Source organism: Tranquillimonas alkanivorans (genome assembly GCF_900115595.1).
Classification (GTDB): Bacteria; Pseudomonadota; Alphaproteobacteria; order Rhodobacterales; family Rhodobacteraceae; genus Tranquillimonas; species Tranquillimonas alkanivorans.
Genome location: NZ_FOXA01000002.1, coordinates 228,583 through 249,601 on the forward strand (window position 1 = coordinate 228,583; position 21,019 = coordinate 249,601).

Consider the following 21,019-nt stretch of genomic DNA (forward strand, 5'->3'; position numbering starts at 1 on the left):
CCATTGCGGGCGACGTCAGTCGCGCACGCCGCCTTCCGCGTCCCGCGCCATGCGCATCCGGCGGCGGATCAGTCCGCCGACGAGGATCGGCAGGACGAAGCCGATCACCGCGATGGTCCAGAGAAGGATCGTCAGTGGCGAGGAGATCAGCACCGAGTAGTCCCCGTTCGCGATATTCACCGCGCGGCGGAAGTTCACCTCCATCTCGTTGCCGAGAAGCGTGCCGAGGATCACGGGCACCAGGGGAACATCGAGCTTGCGCAGCACCCAGCCCATGACGCCGAAGCCGACCATCACCATCAGGTCGAAGCTCGAGCCCGAGATGCCGTAGATCCCGACGAAGGAGATCATGGCGACGATGGGCATCAGGATGCGCGGCGGCACCAGCAGGACGCGGGTGAACAGCCCGACCATCGGGATGTTCATCGCCAGCAGCATGACGTTTCCGATGAAGAGCGCCGCGATAAGGCCCCATACAACGTCCGGATTCTGCGTGAACAGAAGCGGCCCCGGCGTGATGTTGAGCGCCAGCAGCACGGCGAGAAGAACCGCCGTGGTTCCCGAGCCGGGCACGCCGAGCGCCAGCATCGGGACCAGCGCGCCACCGGCGGCAGCGTTGTTGCCCGTCTCGGGCGCGGCCACCCCGCGCGGGTCGCCTTTTCCGAACGTGCCCTTGCGGTCGACCAGCCGCTTTTCCATCGAGTACGAGATGAACGAGCCCAGCGACGCGCCCGCCCCGGGAAGGACGCCGGCGACGAAGCCCAGCACCGTCGTGCGGCCCATGGTCGGGATGCATGACCGTATCAGGCTCCACGTCGGGACGATCCGCCCGATCACCATCTTCGGCTTGGTCGAAATGTCCTGGTCCGTGCCCCGATGCTCGAGGAAGATGAACACCTCGGACAGCGCGAAAAGGCCCACGATGGCGACGAGGAAGTCGATGCCGTCGTAAAGGTGCACCTCGCCGAAGGTGAAGCGGGGCACGCCCGTCTGGGTGTCGACGCCGATCATGGCGAGGCCCAGCCCCAGGGCCGCGGCGAAGGCCGATTTCGCCTGGTTTGTGGACGAGATGCCGCCGAGCGTTGCGAAGGCCAGGGCGAACAGCGCGAAGTATTCCGCCGGCCCAAACAGGAGCGCGACCTTGACGAGCTGCGGCGCCAGCAGCACGAGCCCCCAGGTGGCGAAGAACGCGCCGACGAACGACGCGATGCCCGACAGCGCCAGCGCCTCTCCGGCGCGTCCCTGCTGTGCCATCGGATAGCCGTCGAGGCAGGTCATCATCGCCGGTTCGTCCCCGGGGATGTTCAGCAGGATCGAGCTGATCCGTCCGCCATACATCGCGCCGTAATAGACCGAGGTCAGCAGGATGAGCGACGGCGTCGCGCCCAGCCCGAGGGTGAAGGCCAGCGGGATCAGGATGGCCACGCCGTTCGAGGGGCCGAGACCGGGCAGCGCGCCCATGATCGTGCCCAGAAAGCAGCCCATCAGCGCCAGCGCGAGGTTCTGCCAGGTCAGTGCGACGGCGAAACCGTCGGCGAGGTTCGACATCAGTTCCATTGTGTCTCCTCAGAAACCGAAGGGGCCACGGGCCAAGCTCAGGCCCAGCAGAAGCCGGAAGACGACGTAGATGCCGACCGACGTGCCTATGCCGATCACCACGCTCTCCAGCGGCCGCGACCCGAGCCGCCAGGTCAGGTACGTGGCGGCGAGGGCGGTCGAGATGACGAAGCCGAGTTCCGGCAATACCTGTGCATAGGCGAACAGAACCAGCACGGCGAAGCCGATCTCGGCGAGCCGTCCCGCGCGGGGCCAGTGCGGCTCGGGGTCCGGCTTCAGCAGGAAGTAGATCGACGATAATCCCATGACGGCGGCGATGATGTAGGGAAACATCTTCGGCCCCACCGCATCGGTCAGAAAGCTCTCCTGGATGACCGACGCCTGCCAGGCGTAGAAGACGGCGAGGATCAGCCCGATCCCGCCGAAGATCCGGTCGCTCATGCGAACTCCTCTCGGATGTATGCGAAGGGTGGCGCTTCCGGCCGGGCCGGAAGCGCCTGGCGCGACAGGTTTACTGAAGGATACCGATCTCGCGCGAGAGCTCCTCGATGTTCTGGACCGACTCGGCGACGAACTGCTCGAATTCCTCGCCCTGAAGGTCGAGGGGCGCGAGGCCGTTGGCCTCCATGACGGCCTTCCACTCGGGGCTGTCATAAAGCGTGTCGATCTGCTCGACCCAGTAGTCGTAGGCCGCGTCGCTCATGTTGCCCGGGCCGTAGAAGCCGCGCCAGTTCGCGCCGATGGCGTCGATGCCCTGCTCGCGCGCGGTGGCGAAGCCCGAGAACTCGCCCTCGAGCCGCTCGGGCGCGAGCAGCGCGATCACGCGAATGTCGCCGGACTCGACGAAGCCGCGGGCCTCGGACAGATCGCCGGTGAACGCCTGGAGCGATCCGGCGAGAAGCTGGGTCACGGCTTCGCCGCCGCCAGCGAAGGCGATGTACTTGACGTTGCGCACGTCCTCGACACCGGCTTCCTGCGCGGCGATCAGCACCTTCAGGTGGTCCCAACCGCCCACGGCCGAACCGCCGCCGATCGAGACCGAGGTCGGGTCCTCCTTGATGGCGTCCATCAGCTCGGGCAGCGTCTGGATCTCGCTGTCGTCGGCCACGGCGATCACGCCGTAATCCGCGCCCACGGCGCCGATCCAGCGGACCTGGTCCATGGTATTGCCCGGGAAAGCGTTCTGCGCCAGCCGCGTCGCAGTGGCCGAGGACGCGGCCACGATGAGGTCGTCGTCATCGTTGCGCTTGTTGACGACCTCGGCAAAGGCCACACCGCCGCCGCCGCCCGAAAGGTTCACGACCTGCATGGTCGAGGGGATCAGGCCGAGGTCCTGAAGCGACTTGCCGACCTGCCGGCACGTGAAGTCCCAGCCGCCGCCCGGGTTCGCCGGCGCGATGCACTCGGGGTTCTCGGGCGTGAAATCCTGTGCGGACGCCGCGAGCGGCGCGCAGACCACGAAAGCCGCAGCTACAAGGCCGCGCCGGATTGTCGAGATTTGCATAGATTCTCCTCCACGAATATGCAGCCGGCCGCCACGGGGGCAGCCGGTCGGCGCTGACGATACGCCGGAAACCTGTCATGAACCTGTCATGCCCACATAACGGGCGCTTTTCCGCAGGCGCTGGGAGGAATACGGTCACCCGGCGAAGGAGGCGACGAATGCGCGTACTGATCGTTGAGGACACCTCCGATGTTGGAGACGCGGTCGTGGCGAGCCTCTCTCGCGCCGGGTTCGCCTGCGACCTCGCGACGACGCTCGACAATGCCGGTGACTTCTTGGCGGTCCAACAATACGATGCTCTGGTGCTCGACATCAGCCTGCCCGACGGTGATGGTCGGGACCTTCTGAAACAGCTGCGCGGCGGTGGCACGCGGACGCCGGTGTTGATGCTGACAGCCGAGTTCGAAGTCGCGGCGAGGGTCGAGGCGTTGAACGCAGGAGCGGATGATTATCTGGTCAAACCCTTCGACCTACGCGAACTGGAAGCGCGCCTGCGTGTGCTCCTGAGACGCGAAAAAGGGCAGGCGGACAACGTGATGACGCTGGCTGATCTGTCTTTGGATCCCGTGGGCCGCACCGCGCGCGTCGGCGGCGCGCCGGTGCAGATGACCCGCCGGGAGCTGGCGCTGCTCAATTTGATGCTTTCGCACCCTGGGCAGATTCTTTCGAAGGAGCGCCTGTTCGAAGGCCTCTTCTCGTTCGACCGTGCCGAGGTCGGTACCAACACGGTCGAGCTTTACGTGGCCAGGCTCCGCAAGAAGCTGGCTGGCTCGCGCGTCGAGATCGAGACGCATCGCGGCCTGGGCTACAGGCTGGACGCGAAGGATGGCTGAGACGCGGCAGGTCAAGGCAACCCTGTCACTCAAGAGCCGCGTTGCCATCGCCGTCACATCGGTGCTCGTGCTTGGCGGCGTTGTAGTCCTGATTGCGGCACTGGCTTACGGTCGGCAGGCGGCGCGCGAGGCGTATGATCGTCTGCTGTTGGGCGCGGCGGCGGATATCGCGGGCACGATACTGGTGCACGACGGCGTGGCGGTAGTCGACATGCCTGTCTCGGCGTTCGAGCTTCTGTCGCTCGCCCCCGACGACCGCATCCGCTACCGCGTGGTCGGACCGGACGGAAAGACGCTCACGGGCGACGAGGCGGTGCCGTTGCCACCGGAGAAGGATGGCGAAGGCAGCACGTTCTACGACGGCACCTTTGGTACGGAGCCGGCGCGCTACGTCGCGTTCACCCGTCGCTTCGCCGAGCGCAGCTTCTCCGGCCCCGTGAAGGTCATCGTTGGCCACACCCTGCTGGCGCGGCGGGAACTGGCGCGCGACATCGCGCAGAACGCGCTGCTGGTGCTGGGTATCGCAGGGGCCGCCATGGCGGTCTTCGCCTGGCTCGTCGTCAGCCGCGCGCTCAGGCCGCTGCAAAGGATTGGAGCCGCTCTTGCTGCACGAGAACCGACCGATCTGACGCCCCTGTCGCTGTCGGCGCCGCAGGAAGTCGCCGGCATGCTCGCCTCGCTTAACGGCTTCATGACCCGCCTTCAGCGCCAAAGCGTGGCGACGGGCAACCTCATCGGCGACGCGGCGCACCAGTTGCGCACGCCAGTCGCGGCGATCCGGGCGCAGGCCCAGCTTGCCGCGAGCGAAACCGACCCGGTGAAGCGAAACCGGATCGTGAACCGCGTCCAAGAGCGCGCAGCCGGGCTGGGCCATCTTCTCGACCAGCTACTGAGCCGGGCGATGATCATTCACCGCGCCGACAGTGAGCCGGCCGCGCAGCTCGATCTGCGTGATGTCGCGGTCGAAACGCTTGAGGCGTGCGACGATCTGCTTGTGCAGGCGGGGTTGGAAGTCGAGCTGCAGCTCGCGGATCGTGTGGTGCCCGTTCGCGGCGATGCGCTTTCGCTGACCGAAGCGGGCAAGAACCTGCTGATCAACGCGCTGCGCCATGGGCGCGCGCCAATCCGGTTGGGCGTCTCCGACGGTCCCACGGTCCGCCTGTGGGTCAGCGACGGCGGGGGCGGCCCCCCGGCCGGCAGCGCGGCCACGCTGAGCACCCGGTTCGCCGGGGCCGGCCGGAGCGGCGGCAGCGGTATCGGGCTGGCCATTGCACGGGAAGTGGCCGAGGGGCACGGAGGGAGGATCAGGATGAACCATGACGGCGCCCGCTTCACGGTGGCGCTCGAACTGCCGAGGATGAGCGGATGAGACGACTTGCGGCGCTTGCACTGGCCAGTCTTCCACTGTCCGCGCCGGCGGCGGAGTTGACGGCCTCCTTTGGCCCCGAGGACGCCGCTCGGCAAGCCACGGTGCGCAGCACAACCGACATCGCCGCGCTCGGTCCGGTTATTGAGGCATACCTGGACACGCGCCCCAACACGCGGATTCTCTACGAACAGTGGGGCTCGAACGACCTGTACACGCTGAGCGCGGCCGATTGTGTCGCGGGACAAGCCGGTGCCGACCTGATCATCAGCTCGGCCCTTCACCACCTGGTGGACCTGGTTAATCAAGGCTGCGCCGAGAGCTACGCGTCGAACGCCACCAGAGCGCTGCCGGCACAACTGGTGTGGCGCAACCAGCTTTGGGGAGTGACGCGCGAACCGGCGGTGATGGTCTACAATCGGGAGCTGCTCGCACCTGAAGACATACCGCGATCCCGCTTCGACCTGCTCGACCTCCTTCGCCCGAGCGGGAGCCGATTTGCGGGCCGAGTCGCGACGTACGACATAGAGGACTCGGGCCTGGGATTCCTCCTGGCGTTCAGCGACTCGCTGGAGGCCACGACCTTCGGCGGGCTGATGGAGGCCTTTGGGCGAAGCGGCGCCGTCGCCACCTGTTGCTCGGCCGAAATCATCGATGCAGTGACGGCGGGCCGCTTCATGGTCGCCTACAATGTCCTCGGCTCCTATGCCCTTCAAAGGGCGCGGGAGGAGGAACGGCTTGGGGTGGTCGCACCGAAAGATTACACACTCGTGCTCGCGCGGGCAGCCATGATCCCGCACGGCGCAGGTTCGGCGTCCGTGGCCGGAGACCTGATAGATTACCTGCTGTCGCCCGCGGGACGCGACGAGCTCGAAGCACAGGATCTGATTGTTCGGCTGGGCGAGGAGGATGGCGCTCCGATAGAGGTCTCGGGTGCTGTAGAGACAATCGAGCGGCGCATCCCGTTGGACCCGACGCTGCTGGTCGCGACGGACGACGACAAGCGCGAGATTTTCGTCCATCGCTGGCGTGACGCGTTTCCGCAGGTGGAGTGAGCCTCAGGCGTCCGGAGTATCGGCCTCCGCGCGTTTGATCGTTGATGCCGAGTCCCTTGCGGATGGTGAGCATCTGCTTGGAACCGATTTGGCCGGGACTGTGCGGGTTGGCGCCGATGGTCTCCCGGAAAAAGCGACGTAGAGGGATCGTCCCGCAATCGCAAACCCAGTCGACGAAACCCGCATCGAGGAGCGCCTGGGGGATCGGCATGAAGCGCGTGCTGCTGACGGTCTTGCCGTCCTGTTCCGCCGACCAGCACAGGCGGATGCAGTGCACGCTGTTCTAAGGTCAGGACTCATAGCCAGTAGATGACCATAGCGGCGAGAGCGATGGCCGAGAGGAAGACCTTGGGGCACCGGTCGTAGCGCGTGGCCACCCGCCGCCAGTCCTTGAGCCTGCCGAACATGATCTCGATCCGATTTCGGCGTTTGTAGCGGCGCTTGTCATACTTCACCGGTTTGTTCCGCTGCTTCCGGCCAGGGATGAACCGCCCCGGGTTGCCCGGAGGGCGTTTCGTTCAACGCGTCAGGCGACCTTATCCATTGTCCCGACGTGATCAAGATGCCGCCGCTCTGCCTCCGCCGGCGGGATGTATCCGATCGAGCTGAGAAGCCGGTGCTCGTTGTACCATTCCACCCACTGCATGGTCTCCCACTCGACGTCCTGCATCGTCTTCCAAGGCCCGCGCTGCTTGATGACCTCGGTCTTGAACAGGCCGATCACGCTCTCGGCGAGCGCATTGTCGTACGAGTCCCCGACGGTGCCGACCGAAGGGTCGATACCGGCATCGGCCAGGCGCTCGGTGTACTTGATGGACAGGTACTGCGAGCCGCGGTCGGAATGATGAATCAAGCTCCTGTTTCCAATTGGTTTTCTCTGCCATATGGCCTGCTCCAGCGCGTCGAGCACCAAGGGCGTTGTCATTGAGGTAGAGGCACGCCATCCCACGATGCGACGCGCGAAAACGTCGATCACGAAGGCGACGTAGACGGTGCCCGACCAGGTCGGAACATACGTGAAGTCTGACACCCAGAGCTGGTTCGGCCGTTCGGCATGGAAGGCACGATTGACCTTGCCGTCCGGGCAAGGCCGCGCGACGTCCGGGTTCGTCGTGATGACCTTCTTGCCGCGCACCACCCCCCTGAGCCCCATTTCACGCATCAGTCGCTCCACGGTACAGCGTGCGACGACGACGCCGTCGCGCTTCAGGGCATGCCAAACCTTCCGGACGCCGTAGAGCCCGCGATTTGCCGACCAAACCTCCCGGATCCGGTCCGACAGCGCGGCGTCCCGCTGGGCCCGCCGGGACGCCCGCCTCTGGTTCTGTGCGACCGCTTTGCGTTCGTAGTAGGTGGACGGGCGATCGGCAGCGATCTGCAGATCGGCTCGACCCCGAACTCCTCGCGCAAAATCTCGATGCGCACGTGCTGTTCGTGCACCATTGCGGCAAGGACGAGGCGCGCGGCGCGCGCCGGACATCGGCTCTGAAAGCCGCCGTGGATACCAAGTTGCGGCTGCAGATCTGGGGGGGCGCCGTGCTGGCGACCGTGGAGAAGCAGCGGACCATGCCCAAGAGCGCGAAGTTCAGCTTCGGCACCGGACCCGTGCCCCTCGGCCTCGACGAGGACGACGAGCCCTACACCACGGTCAAAATCGTCCCGAAGGAGGCTCCGGCAGAGAGTGCCGGGACCGCCGCGAAAGGCTCCCGTAAGGAGGCGCGGAGGACGGCATTGCTCGCGGTCCTGACCACGCGAAGAACCTCGGTGCGCCGCATTGCCGCTTCACGCTCCAGCAGATGCTGGGCGACCTCCCGGACAGCACGCTCACGGGTCTCGCGCCCGGCAGCCGGCAAAAGGTCGTGCGGGATCTGCTGACGGAGGCTGCGAAAGGCGAGGGGGCCATGGTCCTCAAGGACGGCGACGGCTGGATCATCACCTGACGGAGGTGGGGCGTGGCGCGTCTTTGAGCCGCCGCGCCACCACTCGCGACGATTGGCAGTTGCCAATGCGGATATCGCCATTCCCTGCTTGCTCGAGGATGCCGCCGCCGTTCAAGCTCTTACCGAGTGGTTCCGAACTCATAAAGCGGAGCGCGTCGGTCCCGGAGAGGCGTATGCGCGAAGTGGCCCGCAAATAGTTCGCCACTATTTCAGGCAGGGCTTAGCGCATCGCCATTGCGGCCTGAGGCATGACGACCGGATAACGAGGCTCGATCACCGCTCTGCATCACGATAACGTGACTGCGCGAGAGTCCGGGCGGCGTCGCCGATGGACCTCGCGGCAGGCATCGGGCGATGGCTGGAGGAGCGGGCCTTGGTGGTCCGTTTTCCGATGGCGCCCGGGCATCGGGGGCCGGCGCCGGCGCTGGACCTCGGCGTTCTGCCTGCCGAGAAGTGGGCTCGGGCTCGCCTGTTTGCACCCCGTGCGCGACCGCTGTCGACTCGAGACCCGCGTCGGCTGCCAACAGTCCGGAAGGCGAAAAGGGGGCCAATCAGAGACCCTGCCGGAGATCGTTTCCCTAGCGGGAACATGCCGAGGATCGCTGCATCTGATCACAATTCTGTGATCTTGCGGTGCGGAAACCGGCGCGCAGGGCAGGTGATTTTCATGATTCTGAATGAAAGAGCGGCTTGGGGTGCAATCTATCCGAGAGGATTTCCCCGCCTTCACAGCCTGTGGTTGAGAAGCCGCTGATCCGGCCAATTCTCCCGCGAAATCTTATCTTTACCGGAAGGGGAGCGCTCATGTGAACATGAACCTTGCAGCTGGGTGATTCTTTTTAGCTGTGTGTTTTTTGCAGCGACAGCCTTCAGTTGTGCACGATCTTATTAGTAGAAGAATGAGACAAAAACATGTTCTCGGACGAATTTGGTGCGAACTGGGACGCAACGTCCTCCGTGCAAGGCGGCGCCGGCCAGAGTTGGAGAGAAGTCACAGAGGCCGCGAAACGACCGGCGAGTGCCGCTCGGGGGGCTGCTCTCATTGCCGATGATGACGAATTCTTCCGCATGGCGCTCGGTGTCATCCTGACCGACCGGTTGGGGTTCGCCGAAGTCATTGAAGCGACGTCGCTCGACGACGCCCTCGACCAGCTTTCCAGCCGCAGCGACATTTCGCTGGCGCTGTTCGACCTCGCCATGCCGGGCATGAAGAGTGCCGCCAGCCTCAGATCGGTACGCGAGGAGTTCGCGGCTCTGAAGATCGCGGTGATCTCTGGATCGCGGCGGCGCAGCGATATCCTGACGGCTCTGACCAGTGGTGTCCACGGATACATCCCGAAAAGCATCGGAGCGACCAACCTCTATCAGACGCTGACGATGGTACTCGAGGGGCAGATTTATGTGCCTCAGTCGATCACCGAGATAGACGGAGGGGAGGCGCAGGAGGCGGACCAGGCTCAACCGAAGCTCGACAGCCTGTCGCCGCGGCAAAGAGATGTCCTCAACCTCTTGATCCTGGGCAAGTCGAACAAGGAGATCGCGCGCGTCCTCGACCTGGGCGAGGGCACCGTGAAGGTGCACATGTCCGCGCTGTTCCGGAGCCTCGGCACCCGCAGCCGCTCGGCTGCGGCTGCGGTGGGCGCCAAGATCCTGGCCGGCTGAGCCGGAGCAGGACGTGTCCGAGGACATCGCACAGGCCCGCAGAGATGCGCGGGTCATCCCGTTGGCGGCGCTCCTGTCACTGACGCTGCTTCTGCTGATCAGCGTAGTTCTGGGCGGGCTGCGACGGGACGACATCGACAGAGATCGCAGCGTGACCGACCTGAATTCCATGATCGAGACGCGCACGGTCATCTGGTCGGTACGCGACGCGGTGCGCGAAGCCGAGATCGCGGGTCTGCGCTATGCTGCAACCGGCGAGGAAGCGTCCCGCGACCGCAGCGCCGCAATTCTCGCCGCACTGCAGGCGCTTCTTGTCCGGCTTGATCGGCTGACCGAAGATACGACTCTGGAGAATGATGCCCAGCGTCTTATCGCGGGTCTGCGGGACTGGACCGACGCGGGAGCCTTCCGGGCGCAGGGCGGGGCAGACCTAACTGACCACGTTTACGACACTCTCCGCGCGCTCATCACCGCTGCCAGCGCCGAAGTGGCGGCGTATGCCCGATCGGAACGGCGGCCAACCGTTGCCCTGACACTCTTGGCTAGCGGATTTCAGACGCTCTTGATCGCGTTGATCCTCATCCTGGGTATCGCCGGCTTCGCCTATGTTCGCCAGACGCGACGCGGCGCGCGCGCCCTGCGTCTTGCCCATGAAGCGACGGAGGCGGCCCTGCGTCGCGCCGAGGAGGCGAATCGCTCCAAATCGGAATTCCTCGCCGCGATGAGTCATGAGATCCGCACGCCGCTCAACGGGATCATCGGCTATTCGGAATTGATCTCCGACACCGAGCTCAACCGCGTGCAGCGCCGCTATCTGGAGCGCGTGCAATTCGCGGGGTCGGCGCTCCTGGCCACGGTGGACGACATCCTCGACTTCTCGAAGATCGAGGCTGGACATGTGCAGCTCCGCCCGCACGCGTTTTCGCTGTCGCCTTTGGTCAACAACGCCGCCTCCATCGTCGCCGATCAGGCGGAGCGAAAGGGATTGGTCCTCAACCTCGACCTGGCGGAAGACCTGCCGGACATGCTCCTGGGAGACGAGAACCGCATCAGGCAAGTGCTCCTGAACCTGATGAACAACGCCGTCAAGTTCACCGAACGGGGCCAGGTGCGCGTGGCAGTGGACCGGATCGATCACGCATCCGGGCCCTGCATCCGGTTCACCGTCGAAGATACCGGCATCGGGATCAGCGAGGAGCAGATCGACCGGCTCTTCGACCAGTTCTACCAGGTCAGCCAGGTTGGAAGGCCGTGTATCGGTGGCACGGGGCTCGGGCTCGCGATCTCGAAGCGCCTGACGGAGGCCATGGGAGGGGAAATCGGCGTTCGCAGCCAGCCGGGCGAGGGATCTGCGTTCTGGTTCACCATACCCTGTCGCTACCCGACCGCCGACGAGCGCGCCGCGCTGGCCGACGAGGCTGTGCCCACTTCGGCTTCGGCGAAGGGCGCGCGGCTCCTGCTCGTCGAGGATCTTGAGTATAATCGCGATCTCGCGACCGTGATCCTCGCGGGGGCGGGTTACTTCGTCGCCGTTGCCCGGGACGGCCTGGAGGCGATCGAGATGGTCAAGGCGGAGCCCTACGACCTTGTGTTGATGGACATTCAGATGCCGGGACTCGACGGGCTGGCGGCGACGGAACGGATCCGGGCGCTTGGCTCTCCGGTCGCCGACGTCCCGATCCTCGCGATGACAGCGAACGTCCTGCCGCACCAGATCAAGAAGTTTGGCGAGGTGGGCATGACCGGGCATGTTGCGAAGCCGTTTCGCAAGGGCGAACTGCTCGAGAAGGTTGCCGTTTGCCTAAGTCGGACGGAGGCGTCGGCGCCCACGAAAGCGGATAGCGGCGAAGAGAGCGACATCCTCGCCCTTCTGGGGCCGCGCAGAGCCGAAGCGGCTCGCGCCGAGTTGCGCCGGCGGGTCTCCGACATCTTCTCGGCGGGAACCGCCGGCGCCGGACGTCCCGACCTGGCTCAGCGGGCCCACGAGTTGATCTCGCTGTCGAGTATGCTGGGCCACATGGCGTTCGCCGAGGCCTGCGTTGCTCTGGAAGAGGCGTGCCGGGAAGGCGTCGGGGTCGAGTTCGCCTTCGCACGGGCCGGGGAAGCGGCGGTCGAACTGTCACGTGGGAGCGCTCCCGAGTGCCCGGCCGAGAGCGCCTGAGAGGGCGGTCACCGAAGTGAAGAGGGCCACACGGCCAGAAGCGGTCGTTTCGGCGCGTACGTCGTCGAGCTGGTGACGGCAAAGCACCGGGGTCCTGAGCGTCGCTTCGCCCCGTGGAAGCACTGAATTCGCCCGAAGAAGGTTGCCTGAGAATGCAGCCTGACGCATCGCCTCGGCTTCACTACGGCTCTTGACGCAGTCCCGGCCGGGGGCCGTCCCCGTCACGACACCAGCGACATTTCCTGCTCGAGGCAGGCGCGGACGGCTATTTCATCTCGGGGCCGCGCGAGCCTTTCCGGCCGGGCTTGAGGAACAGCCGCCGCCTGTGGATCAATCACTTGGTGTTGCGCCGGCACACCTTTCCTTCGCTTCCATCCGCCGCCATGGCGATGAAGTGTTCCCAGGCGTCGCGACAGGCAGGGGTGCCGGGCGTCAGGATGTGATACTCGACGAGAAGATCCGCCACCATCTCCGGCGCCGCGGCACGGCTGGCCACCTCGAGGCCATCCCATTGCGGGAAGGCCGGGAGCGCGGCGCCGTCGATGGCGAGCGCGAGCAATGGGTGGCCGTCATGCTCGCGGAGCACGCGGACGGCGCCGAGGTTGCCATGGTCGTCGAGGACGATGTCGAGGCGGGCCGGGACACCGGAGATCAGCGTGCAGTCGGCGATCACCGGGAACCGGTGAGCCGTGTCGCGGGTGACCACGATGCCGTGGTCCGCCTTGTCGAGCAGCGTCTTCAAAGCGGCGAGATCGGCCTCGGTGTAGTGCTTGCCGATCGTGGTGTCGGAGACGTGGCCGATGATCATCTGGCGGTCCTCGGCGTTGACGCCGCCCTTCCACAGCGCCGAGGAGAGGGTCTTGCGCAGGGCGTAGAGGTCCTCGTTGTAATCCTTGATGCCGAGTCCCTTGCGGATGGTGAGCATCTGCTTGGTGAAGATCTGGTCGGGGCGGTCCGGGTTGGCGCCGATGATCTCCGGGAACAGCAGCGTGGAGGGGTCGTCGCCGCGATCGCGGACCCATTCCACGAAGCCCAGATCCAGGAGCACCTGGGGGATCGGCACGAAGCGGGTGCTGCTGACGGTCTTGCCGTCCTGCTCGGCCGACCAGCACAGGCGCAGGCAGTGTACGCCGTCGCGCAGGAGCAGGTCGCATTTCTTGGCCTGCAGGACCTCGGTCACCCGGGTGCCCATGGTGACCATGATCAGGGGGACCCAGTACTTGGCGTCGCGGAAGATCAGGCGCCCGGGATTGGTCCGACGTCCCAGGCTCGAGCAGCCGCGGTAGAGCGGCGAGGTCAGAAGCGTCTTGATCCGGGCGCCGGCCCAGCGCAGCCGGATCTTCGGCTGTGTCGCCCGGATGAAGAGGGGGTCCTGCTTGCGCCGGCGCTCGGCATCGGCCTTCATGGTCTTCGCCAGCTCGGCATAGGTCAGCAGCTTCGTCTTGCCGGCATAGCCGAGTTTCTTCTCGGCCTCCCGGAGCATCTGGTGCAGCCGGTCGAGATGACGTTCCAGATTGGTATGGGTGACGCGCTTGGTCAGACGTTCCGCCAGCATGGCGCGCCGCTGGGCGTCGGAGAGGTCCCTCCGGTCGCGGAGCGCCGTCGCGTTCTGCTCGTCCGCCAGATCGGCGAGGGCGATGGCCTCGCGCTTGGAGAGGGATCTGCCCTCCTTCTCGTAGCGGTTCTTGCCGTGCTGCTGGCCGTGGTGCTTGGGCAGGCGGGAGAGCTGGACCATCAGGCTCTCGACCTGCCCGGGCAGGAGCTCCAGCGGGATGTCCCCGAGGAACTCGAGGACCAGGGCGGCCGTGGCCTTGAGCTTGCGGCGCATTTCCTCGGTCGCCCCCTGCAGGGCCGCGTCCCGGGCGTCGGAGATCCGCAGCAGGGGCGCGATCTTCCCGTCGGTGACGCTGATCCCGTGGCGGCTGAGAAGCCCGGAAGCCGCCTCGATCACGTCCTCGCCGTCCTCGTAGACGTCGATCTCGATCCGGCAGAGGCTCTTCAGCGTGGTCGAGACGGCGCGGCCGAACTCGGGCGGCATCGGCACCGGGCAGGGGGCTCCGAGGCGCTGGGCGGCCTCCATGGCCAGCGGCAGGGCCGTCGAGAAGGCTTTCTGCCGGATCTCCTGCTTGAGGATGTCATGCAGGTCTTCGACCGCCTGGAGCCGCTCCTCGGCGTCGAAGCCGGGATCGCAGCTTTCGGTCATGATGCGGGAGACCGCGTGGCGAACCACTTCGCGGCTGATCTGGGCGACGCTGACGGGAGCCTGGGCGGCCGTCTCGGTATGATGCATGCTCTGTCACTCCGACGCGGTCGGGGTGAGGAGCGGGATGCCCCCCGTCGCCGCGGCGGAGGGGACATCGATGCGGTCGCGGAAAGACGGAAAACCGGCCCAAACCGTTTGATCCCCCCGCCCAGATTTTTTTGCGGGAGGCCGCGGTCCGGGCGCGGGCGAATCCGCGCCGGGGCGCGCGCACCGGGAGGCGACTGCGAACGGACGGGAGGGGAGGGATGATGCGGCAGGAGCGGTCGGAAGGTCCTGGATCCGGCCTGCGGCCTCAGGGGCGGGGCCACTGATTTTGCTGCATTTTTTCTGGATCATGGCTGGGGTGGTAGGATTCGAACCTACGGTACACGGTACCAAAAACCGCTGCCTTACCACTTGGCTACACCCCAACGGTGAGGCGGTTACTAGCCAAGGGCGGCGCTGGATGCAAGAGGGCGGGAGGCGGAAAAATGGACGGACTTGGCGTCAACCTGCAGCCTTCTCGATGAGACGTGGGTGAAGTAGGGGCGAGCGTGATGTGTCGGCGCTTTATACACGGAGCGGCAGGTTGACGAGCATGTGCGCCGGGTCTTGGCTGCGGGCAGGAGTGGGCGTCTCAGCGTTGAGGAGCGTCGCGGCACGAGAAGGCCGGTAAGCGCACGCAGCCGGGCGACAGTGAAGCCGGCGCATCTTCCAGAAGCACATTGCGGTGGCGACGAGGCGATTCATCCAGAAGACGACGATTGGCAGGGATCGGCGGACGCTTCCTCGCTTTTGCGGAGGCAGCCGCCGTCAGAACCCCTTCGCGATGTGTGAACCTGTACCGCTGGATGGATAACGGAGATGGATTCAAGCAGCGGTAGAGGGGCGCGGTTCGCGCTTGTCCCGGCGCTGCGAAGCCGGGATACGGCTCTCGCCGGCAGTTCGGAACGTTGCGCGAAGGTTGTTGCGCGCGAAGCGTGGGGGGCAGGCCGCGCAACCGTGATCAAGATCCCTTGCGAGCGGTTCGCGCAGCACGGAGACTGTTCGCTCAGCTTGAAGTGTGCTTGCCGGCACTGTCTCGGCCACGAAGCCGGCTCGCGGTCAGCTGGCGTTGCGCTCAGGCTTCCGGCTCAATTCGCGATGCAGCCGTCGGGGTGGCGGAACCGCGGGTTCAGCTCGTGACCTGCTCGCGCAGCACCGAAGCGGTGAGCGAGATCATCAGGTAAATGCCTGAGAAGATCAGGAAGGCGAGGATCGTGTTCTCGAAGGCGCGGGGATAGGTGGGCTCGTCCGGCGGGACGGGAGAGACTCCGGTCGACAGGTAGCGGACCTGGCGGTTGGCCTCGACCCGGGCCGTTTCGAGCTGTTGCAGCGCCTGCTGCATCATCAGTGTCCGCGTCTGTAGGTCGACCTCGGCCACGCGCAGCTGCGCCGTCACGCTGGCGAGCGAGCCGCGGGCGTCGCTGCCCTCGGTCAGCTCGGCGCGCAGCTCTTCGACCACTGACTCAAGACGCTGGATATCGCCGCGGACGCCGGCGACGCGCGCCTGGTTGGGCCGCTCGTTGGCCGTCAGCTGGGCCAATTCCAGGCGCTTCTCGCGCAGCTGGGTCTCGAAGGTCGCGATCTGTGAGAAGACCGTCGAGCTTTCCGAGGTGGGGTCGAGCACGCCCAGCTCTTCCTGCAGCGCCAGCACGCGGGCTTGCGCAGCGGCCATCTTGGCCTCGGCTTCCTCGAAGCTTTCGCGCGCGCCCTGCATCTGGTCCTCGCGCAGGCGCTGCGTGAGGCGGTCGACCTGTTCCTCCGCGTATGAGATCAGGCGGCGGGAATACTCGGCGCTGACCTCGGGATCGGCGGCAACGACCTCCATCTTGATGATGCCCTCGGTCGGGTCGTAGCCGATCTTCACGTTGTCTTGGTAAAGGTCATAGGCCTGCTCGTTCGTGGCCTGCTCGGGCAGGCGCTGGATCGGGTCGATCGAGGGGTCGCTGAAATGCGACTTGAAGCCGGCCTCGTCGTCTAGCCGCAGCATGGCGTCGCGCGAGGTCAGGTAGCTTTGCACCGTGATCGAATCCTGGCTGGTGGCCAGCCCCGTGCCCGAGAACAGGCCGCCAAGCGCCCCGGCCTGCGCGTTGTCGGCCTGCTGGATCACGAACTCGGACTGGGTGGCGTACATCGGCGTCGCCATCGCGTAGTAGTAATAGCCGGCCAGCAGTGTCGGCAGGCCTACGAAGAAGGCCAGCCGCGTGAACAGCAGGGCGAGCTTGCGGCGGCGGCGGCGGGCGATGTCGCGCTGGATCTCGAGGATCTCGCGCGCGCGGCCCGGCGGGCCATAGGGGGCGGCGGGTGCGCCGACGTCGGTGCCGGGGCCGCGGTCCACGGTCTGGGGCAACTGCACCCGCGCCTCGTCGTCCGGGGAGCCGCGGTCGGCGACGACCAGTTCCAGAAGGTTCGCGCGTTCGAACGGGTCGATGCCGCGGTCGCGCAGCAGGCGGACGGCGTCGAGATCGTTGGCCGGCGACAGCCCGTGCTTGTTGGCGAGCCGGCGAGCCATGCGAAGCTGGCGGCCGGTCAGGCCCTCGCGCCGGATCTCCTCGATCGCGTCCGCGGCGTCGCGCTCGGCCCGTCCTGCCGCATGCGGTGGGTCGGTAGGGGCGGAACCCGGCTCGGACCGCAGCGCCATGCTGCCGTCGACCAGCACGCGGGCCGTGGCCTCGGGCGATGCGGTGTCGTTAACGGCACGTCCCGCGCCGACGCCCTGGGCGAGGGCGCTCGAGCGGCGGATGCGGTATTTCTTAGGCCGAGAGTTGGTAGTCATAGAGCCGCTTCGCCTCTTCCAACGTATCGAACATGTACAACTGCCCGTCGCGCAGCACCGCCGCAGACTGGCAGAACTTCTCGAGCGTTTCGGGCTGATGGGACACCACCACCACGGTCGCCCGCTCCAGCCGCTCGCGCAGGATCCCGCCGGCCTTGCGGTTGAACTCGACATCCGTGGTCGAGGGCATGCCCTCGTCGATCAGGTAGATGTCGAAGTCGAGCGCCAGCAGCAGCGCGAAACTCAGCCGCGCGCGCATCCCGGCCGAGTAGGTGCCGACCGGCATGTCGAAGTATTCCTCGAGATGACAGAGCCAGCGGCAGAACGCCTCGACGTAATCGGGGTCGAGCCCGTACATCCGGGCGATGAAGCGCGCGTTCTCGGTCGCCGACAGCCGGTTGACGACACCGCCCATGAAGCCCAGCGGAAACGAGATTCGGCTGGTGCGCCGAATCTCGCCCTCGTCGGGCTTTTCGAGCCCGGCCATCATGTTGATGATCGTCGTCTTGCCGGTGCCGTTGGGGGCGAGGATGCCCATCGACCGCCCGAGGTCGACCCGGAACGACGCGCGGTCAAGGATCACTTTCCTCTGCCGCCCCGTCCAGAACGACTTGCTGACGTTGTCGAACTCGATCATCTGCGCCTTTCGGACCACGGGCGCGATCCGCCCCTGTGCGACGCTACGTGCTGCGCCGCTTCAAGGCTAAGAGCTAAGGGTCCAATCTGGCGGTATTATGTCGTGGTCGCGGAACTCTCGCCACACCCGTGCGGCACGCGTGACGCCCGTTACGCGACGGCGGCCCAGACAAGCCCGGCCAGCACCGCGCCGACCATCGCGATCCCGACATAGGCCGCGAAGACGCGCGGCTTGACCAGCGCCCAGACGGCGATCGCGGCGGGGATGCAGCTGACGCCGCCGGCGATGACGAATGACATCGCCGCGCCCTGTGACATGCCTTGCGCCAAAAGCGCGTCGACCATCGGGATGGCGGCATACCCGTTCAGATAAGCCGGCGCGCCCACCAGCGCCCCCAGCAGGATCGGTCCGACGCCCGTCCCGCCCAGCACGCCGGCGATCCAGTCGGCGGGAACGTAGGCTAGCATCAGCGCCTCGGCCAGGTAGGCAAGGCTCAGCCATTTGAGCAGGAACAGCGCGTTGTCCTTCGCGGTGTCGCGGAACGTCTCGACCCGCGCGCCGTCACGCCAGAAGGCCCAGGCAGGGCGGCCGGAGAAGGGGGCGGGCGTGCCGCAGCAGCCGCAACCGCCCGTGTTCGGACGCGCCTTGAGCGGATCGGCGAAGACGGGCGAGCGCTTGAGCGCCATCGCCACGCCGCCGCCCAGTACGCCGATGCCAACGGCCGCAACCAGCTTCGCCACCGCGAAGTCCCAGCCAAGCGTGCCCGAGGTGATCAGGAACATCGCCGGGTCCATGAGCGGCGAGGCGAGCCAGAACGCCATGACCGCCGAAAGCGGCGCACCCACGGCCAGCAGGGCGGCGATGAACGGGATCACCTCGCACGAGCAGAAGGGCGCGAGGCCGCCCAGCAGCGCGGCGAACAGGATCATGCGCGCCTCGCGGCCCTGGAAGGCGCGGGCCAGAAGATGCTCGGCCCCGCTGGCCTTCAGGTAGCCCACGGCGAGCACCGCGAACAGGATGAACGGGGCTGTCTCCGCGAGTGCGCTGGCTGCGAAGACGACCGTCTCGACGGCCTGCGCCGGGTCGAGGACCGCCACGCCCGGCGGAATCGCGACGATTGCGAGCCAGGCTTTCGGCAGGCGGGCCCAGTGCGACGCGAGGCGGGGTGTGGATGGCGCAAGATCAGTCATGGTCGTGGCATTTCTCGGGCGCGGCATCCGCGCAGCATTCCCTGAGCAGGTAATCCGACAGCGCCCGCACCTCGCCATAGGAGGCGGCGGCGCAGATGATGCTGCGCCCCTGCCGCGTCTGTTGAACGAGTTCGGCCTGCGCCAGGATCTTCACGTGGTGCGTCAGCGTCGACCCGGTGACGCCGCACCTTGCGCCAAGCGCGCCGATGCTCAGGCCGTCGGGCCCGGCGCGGACAAGCGTGCGCAGGACGTTCAGCCGCTGCTCGGACCCCAGCGCCGCGAAGGCGGTGGCGGTGCGGGCGAGGGTGGCGTCGGTCAGGTCGTCGGGTTCCATGTTTCGACGTTTATCGAAATGACGCCCCGGCGGCAAAACATTTTCAGGTTCGTCGAAATGTCCGGCGAACCGGGTCGGCGTCCGCGCGTTGGGCGCCCCTGCGCAGCCCGAAAGGAGGCCGACCATGAAGAAGCTCGTGAAATTCCTCGCCCTCTGGCGTGTCTTCCGCCGCTTCGTCCGGCGCTGACCGCCCGTGCCGGGATCAACATTGGCGTGACCGGGCCGCGTGCCCGGTCGCGTGCATCTTGAGCGGCCGGGCCCGGGAGCTTACCTCGCGGCCCATGGATGCCCTCTGCACCGACCTGCGCGCCTGCACGCTCTGCGCCGACCGCTTTGCCGCCACTGCCACGCGCCACCGCCCCAACCCGGTCGTCTGGTTCAAGCCGGGCGCACGCGTCCTGATCGCGAGCCAGGCGCCGGGGCTGCGCGTGCACGAGGCGAATACCCCGTTCTGGGACCAGTCCGGGCGCCGCCTGCGCGACTGGCTCGGGATGACCGAGGACGAGTTCTACGACCGCGAGCGCGTCGCGATCGTTCCCATGGCCTTCTGTTTTCCCGGCTACGATGCGAAGGGCTCGGACCTGCCGCCGCCGCCCGTCTGCGCGCGGACCTGGCGCGCGCCGATCCTCGAGGGGCTGGACACCATCCGCCTGACGATCCTGATCGGCGGCTATGCGCAGAAGTGGCACCTGGGCACGAAGCAGGGCGTCACGGACACGGTGGCGGGCTGGCGGGACCACGCGCCGCATACCTTCCCCTTGCCGCATCCCTCGTGGCGCAATACGGCGTGGCTGAAGCGAAATTCGTGGTTCGAAACCGAGCTTCTGCCGGTCCTGCGGGCCCGCGTCCGCGAGGAGATGGAATGACCGAGACACCGCTCGACCGCGCCCATGCCACGATGGAGGCCGCCCCCGACGACGACGCGGCGCGGCTGGCCTTCTACGATCGACTGGCCGAGGCCGAGCTGTTCCTGCTGCTCGACGAAGAGCCCGAGGGCGAGACGCTGAACCCCGCCGTCTGGCCGCTGGAAAGCGGACCGACGGTGCTGGCCTTCGACACCGAGGAGCGGCTGGCCGAGTTCACCGGGCAGATCAGCCCCTACGCCGCGCTTTCGGGGCGGGCGGTCGCCGGCATGCTGGCGGGGCAGGGGGCGGCGCTGGGGCTCAATCTGGGCGTCGCGCCGTCGGCCATCCTGCTGCCCAGTGACGCGCTGGCCTGGCTGGCCGAGACGCTGTCGCACCGGCCCGAAACGGTCGAGGCGCGGCCGCAGGACCTGTCCCGCCCCGACGGGCTGCCCGACCGCCTGCTCAATGCGCTCGACGCCAAGCTCGCGACGGCTTCGGGCCTCGCGCGGCTCGCCTATCTCGCCGCCGTCACCTACGACACCGGCGCGAAGGGGCATCTCCTGGCCTTCATCGACGCCGCCCCGGGTGCCGAGGCCGCGCTGGCGCAGGCCACGGGCGAGGCGCTGACGTTCTCGGGTCTCGAGGCGGGCGTGCTCGACGTCGCCTTTTTCGCCAGCACCGACCCGGTCGCCGCGCGGCTGGCGCGCGCCGGGCTCAGGATCGACCTGCCCGAGCCCGAGCGGCCGCAGGTGCCGGGGGGCGCGCCGGGGATGGACCCCGACCGACCGCCGAAGCTGAAGTAAGGCGGACGCGCCTGCGGCGCGACTGCTTTTGTTGCGGCGGGCTTCGCCAGCCGCGATGCCGGGGGCTGTCTG

Annotated in this window: 16 protein-coding genes, 1 tRNA gene and 2 pseudogenes; 8 read left to right on the forward strand and 11 right to left on the reverse strand. The window is 66.9% G+C overall.

All coding sequences use genetic code 11. The features are described from left to right. Nucleotides 1-15: 15 nt before the first annotated feature. The 3 genes from BM162_RS04645 to BM162_RS04655 all read right to left on the reverse strand — a co-directional run bounded on the left by BM162_RS04645 (nucleotide 16) and on the right by BM162_RS04655 (nucleotide 3,061). On the reverse strand, nucleotides 16-1,557 hold the full coding sequence (locus tag BM162_RS04645; protein ID WP_093418389.1) for a tripartite tricarboxylate transporter permease: 1,542 nt from the start codon (nucleotides 1,555-1,557) through the stop codon (nucleotides 16-18). A gap of 9 nt (nucleotides 1,558-1,566) precedes the next feature. After that, complete coding sequence (locus BM162_RS04650; protein ID WP_093418392.1) at nucleotides 1,567-1,998, reverse strand: tripartite tricarboxylate transporter TctB family protein; 432 nt, start codon at nucleotides 1,996-1,998, stop codon at nucleotides 1,567-1,569. A 70-nt stretch (nucleotides 1,999-2,068) separates the two neighbouring features. Next, a complete protein-coding gene (locus tag BM162_RS04655) occupies nucleotides 2,069-3,061 on the reverse strand; it encodes a Bug family tripartite tricarboxylate transporter substrate binding protein (protein WP_093418394.1) in 993 nt (330 codons plus the stop codon). Between the two features lie 158 nt (nucleotides 3,062-3,219). On the opposite strand from BM162_RS04655, the gene BM162_RS04660 reads away from it, so the two are divergent. The 3 genes from BM162_RS04660 to BM162_RS04670 are packed head-to-tail and all read left to right on the forward strand — an operon-like array spanning nucleotide 3,220 to nucleotide 6,315. Further along, nucleotides 3,220-3,894, forward strand: a complete 675-nt coding sequence (locus tag BM162_RS04660) for a response regulator transcription factor (protein ID WP_093418396.1) — start codon at nucleotides 3,220-3,222, stop codon at nucleotides 3,892-3,894. Beyond that, complete coding sequence (locus BM162_RS04665) at nucleotides 3,887-5,263, forward strand: sensor histidine kinase (RefSeq protein WP_093418399.1); 1,377 nt, start codon at nucleotides 3,887-3,889, stop codon at nucleotides 5,261-5,263. Before BM162_RS04660 ends, BM162_RS04665 begins: the two co-directional genes overlap by 8 nt. Then, nucleotides 5,260-6,315: an ABC transporter substrate-binding protein gene (locus tag BM162_RS04670; RefSeq protein WP_093418402.1), complete on the forward strand. Its 1,056-nt coding sequence runs from the start codon at nucleotides 5,260-5,262 to the stop codon at nucleotides 6,313-6,315. Before BM162_RS04665 ends, BM162_RS04670 begins: the two co-directional genes overlap by 4 nt. A 296-nt stretch (nucleotides 6,316-6,611) precedes the next feature. On the opposite strand, the pseudogene BM162_RS04680 reads toward BM162_RS04670, so the two are convergent. Together BM162_RS04680 and BM162_RS04685 are read right to left on the reverse strand one after the other, a co-directional pair. Next, nucleotides 6,612-6,800: pseudogene (locus tag BM162_RS04680) on the reverse strand (transposase); the annotation flags it as partial. Nucleotides 6,801-6,841: 41 nt separating this feature from the next. Then, nucleotides 6,842-7,722 (reverse strand): annotated as a pseudogene (locus BM162_RS04685) (IS3 family transposase); the annotation flags it as partial. Between the two features lie 18 nt (nucleotides 7,723-7,740). Between BM162_RS04685 and BM162_RS23090 the strand changes: the two are divergent. The 3 genes from BM162_RS23090 (at nucleotide 7,741) to BM162_RS04695 (ending at nucleotide 12,078) form a co-directional block, all read left to right on the forward strand. Continuing rightward, nucleotides 7,741-8,190, forward strand: a complete 450-nt coding sequence (locus BM162_RS23090) for a helicase RepA family protein (RefSeq protein ID WP_218153071.1) — start codon at nucleotides 7,741-7,743, stop codon at nucleotides 8,188-8,190. 977 nt (nucleotides 8,191-9,167) lie between these two features. Continuing rightward, nucleotides 9,168-9,917 (forward strand): LuxR C-terminal-related transcriptional regulator, encoded by a 750-nt coding sequence (locus BM162_RS04690; RefSeq protein WP_093418409.1) that lies wholly within the window; start codon nucleotides 9,168-9,170, stop codon nucleotides 9,915-9,917. A 61-nt stretch (nucleotides 9,918-9,978) separates the two neighbouring features. Then, entirely contained in the window at nucleotides 9,979-12,078 is a 2,100-nt protein-coding gene (locus BM162_RS04695; RefSeq protein ID WP_143096108.1) for an ATP-binding protein, read from the forward strand. A 334-nt stretch (nucleotides 12,079-12,412) separates the two neighbouring features. On the opposite strand, the gene BM162_RS04700 is transcribed toward BM162_RS04695, so the two are convergent. The 6 genes from BM162_RS04700 to BM162_RS04725 all read right to left on the reverse strand — a co-directional run bounded on the left by BM162_RS04700 (nucleotide 12,413) and on the right by BM162_RS04725 (nucleotide 19,299). Beyond that, the gene (locus BM162_RS04700) at nucleotides 12,413-14,368 is read right to left on the reverse strand and encodes a tyrosine-type recombinase/integrase (protein ID WP_093418415.1); all 1,956 of its coding nucleotides are present in this window, start codon (nucleotides 14,366-14,368) and stop codon (nucleotides 12,413-12,415) included. A 308-nt stretch (nucleotides 14,369-14,676) separates the two neighbouring features. Next, nucleotides 14,677-14,751: transfer RNA gene (locus BM162_RS04705), tRNA-Gln, on the reverse strand. A 743-nt stretch (nucleotides 14,752-15,494) separates the two neighbouring features. Continuing rightward, entirely contained in the window at nucleotides 15,495-17,138 is a 1,644-nt protein-coding gene (locus BM162_RS04710; protein ID WP_093418418.1) for a KpsE/RkpR family capsule polysaccharide export protein, read from the reverse strand. Continuing rightward, nucleotides 17,116-17,775: an ABC transporter ATP-binding protein gene (locus BM162_RS04715; protein ID WP_093418673.1), complete on the reverse strand. Its 660-nt coding sequence runs from the start codon at nucleotides 17,773-17,775 to the stop codon at nucleotides 17,116-17,118. Before BM162_RS04715 ends, BM162_RS04710 begins: the two co-directional genes overlap by 23 nt. A 149-nt stretch (nucleotides 17,776-17,924) precedes the next feature. Further along, nucleotides 17,925-18,965 carry a permease gene (locus tag BM162_RS04720; RefSeq protein ID WP_093418421.1) on the reverse strand — a complete coding sequence of 347 codons (1,041 nt, stop codon included), beginning with the start codon at nucleotides 18,963-18,965 and terminating at the stop codon, nucleotides 17,925-17,927. Continuing rightward, nucleotides 18,958-19,299: an ArsR/SmtB family transcription factor gene (locus BM162_RS04725; RefSeq protein ID WP_093418675.1), complete on the reverse strand. Its 342-nt coding sequence runs from the start codon at nucleotides 19,297-19,299 to the stop codon at nucleotides 18,958-18,960. Before BM162_RS04725 ends, BM162_RS04720 begins: the two co-directional genes overlap by 8 nt. 281 nt (nucleotides 19,300-19,580) lie before the next feature. Between BM162_RS04725 and BM162_RS04730 the strand changes: the two genes are divergently transcribed. Both BM162_RS04730 and BM162_RS04735 read left to right on the forward strand, forming a co-directional pair. After that, nucleotides 19,581-20,165: a uracil-DNA glycosylase family protein gene (locus BM162_RS04730; RefSeq protein ID WP_093418423.1), complete on the forward strand. Its 585-nt coding sequence runs from the start codon at nucleotides 19,581-19,583 to the stop codon at nucleotides 20,163-20,165. Then, complete coding sequence (locus BM162_RS04735; RefSeq protein WP_093418426.1) at nucleotides 20,162-20,947, forward strand: SseB family protein; 786 nt, start codon at nucleotides 20,162-20,164, stop codon at nucleotides 20,945-20,947. The genes BM162_RS04730 and BM162_RS04735 overlap by 4 nt, the downstream gene beginning before the upstream one ends. The last annotated feature ends 72 nt before the right edge of the window (nucleotides 20,948-21,019 follow it).

Excerpts from the sequence above, each read along its gene's own strand:
- BM162_RS04645 (WP_093418389.1), bottom strand. The coding sequence starts at position 1,557 with ATGGAACTGATGTCGAACCTCGCCGACGGTTTCGCCGTCGCACTGACC.
- BM162_RS04650 (WP_093418392.1), bottom strand. The coding sequence starts at position 1,998 with ATGAGCGACCGGATCTTCGGCGGGATCGGGCTGATCCTCGCCGTCTTC.
- BM162_RS04655 (WP_093418394.1), bottom strand. The coding sequence starts at position 3,061 with ATGCAAATCTCGACAATCCGGCGCGGCCTTGTAGCTGCGGCTTTCGTG.
- BM162_RS04660 (WP_093418396.1), top strand. The coding sequence starts at position 3,220 with ATGCGCGTACTGATCGTTGAGGACACCTCCGATGTTGGAGACGCGGTC.
- BM162_RS04665 (WP_093418399.1), top strand. The coding sequence starts at position 3,887 with ATGGCTGAGACGCGGCAGGTCAAGGCAACCCTGTCACTCAAGAGCCGC.
- BM162_RS04670 (WP_093418402.1), top strand. The coding sequence starts at position 5,260 with ATGAGACGACTTGCGGCGCTTGCACTGGCCAGTCTTCCACTGTCCGCG.
- BM162_RS04690 (WP_093418409.1), top strand. The coding sequence starts at position 9,168 with ATGTTCTCGGACGAATTTGGTGCGAACTGGGACGCAACGTCCTCCGTG.
- BM162_RS04700 (WP_093418415.1), bottom strand. The coding sequence starts at position 14,368 with ATGCATCATACCGAGACGGCCGCCCAGGCTCCCGTCAGCGTCGCCCAG.
- BM162_RS04710 (WP_093418418.1), bottom strand. The coding sequence starts at position 17,138 with ATGACTACCAACTCTCGGCCTAAGAAATACCGCATCCGCCGCTCGAGC.
- BM162_RS04715 (WP_093418673.1), bottom strand. The coding sequence starts at position 17,775 with ATGATCGAGTTCGACAACGTCAGCAAGTCGTTCTGGACGGGGCGGCAG.
- BM162_RS04720 (WP_093418421.1), bottom strand. The coding sequence starts at position 18,965 with ATGACTGATCTTGCGCCATCCACACCCCGCCTCGCGTCGCACTGGGCC.
- BM162_RS04725 (WP_093418675.1), bottom strand. The coding sequence starts at position 19,299 with ATGGAACCCGACGACCTGACCGACGCCACCCTCGCCCGCACCGCCACC.
- BM162_RS04730 (WP_093418423.1), top strand. The coding sequence starts at position 19,581 with ATGGATGCCCTCTGCACCGACCTGCGCGCCTGCACGCTCTGCGCCGAC.
- BM162_RS04735 (WP_093418426.1), top strand. The coding sequence starts at position 20,162 with ATGACCGAGACACCGCTCGACCGCGCCCATGCCACGATGGAGGCCGCC.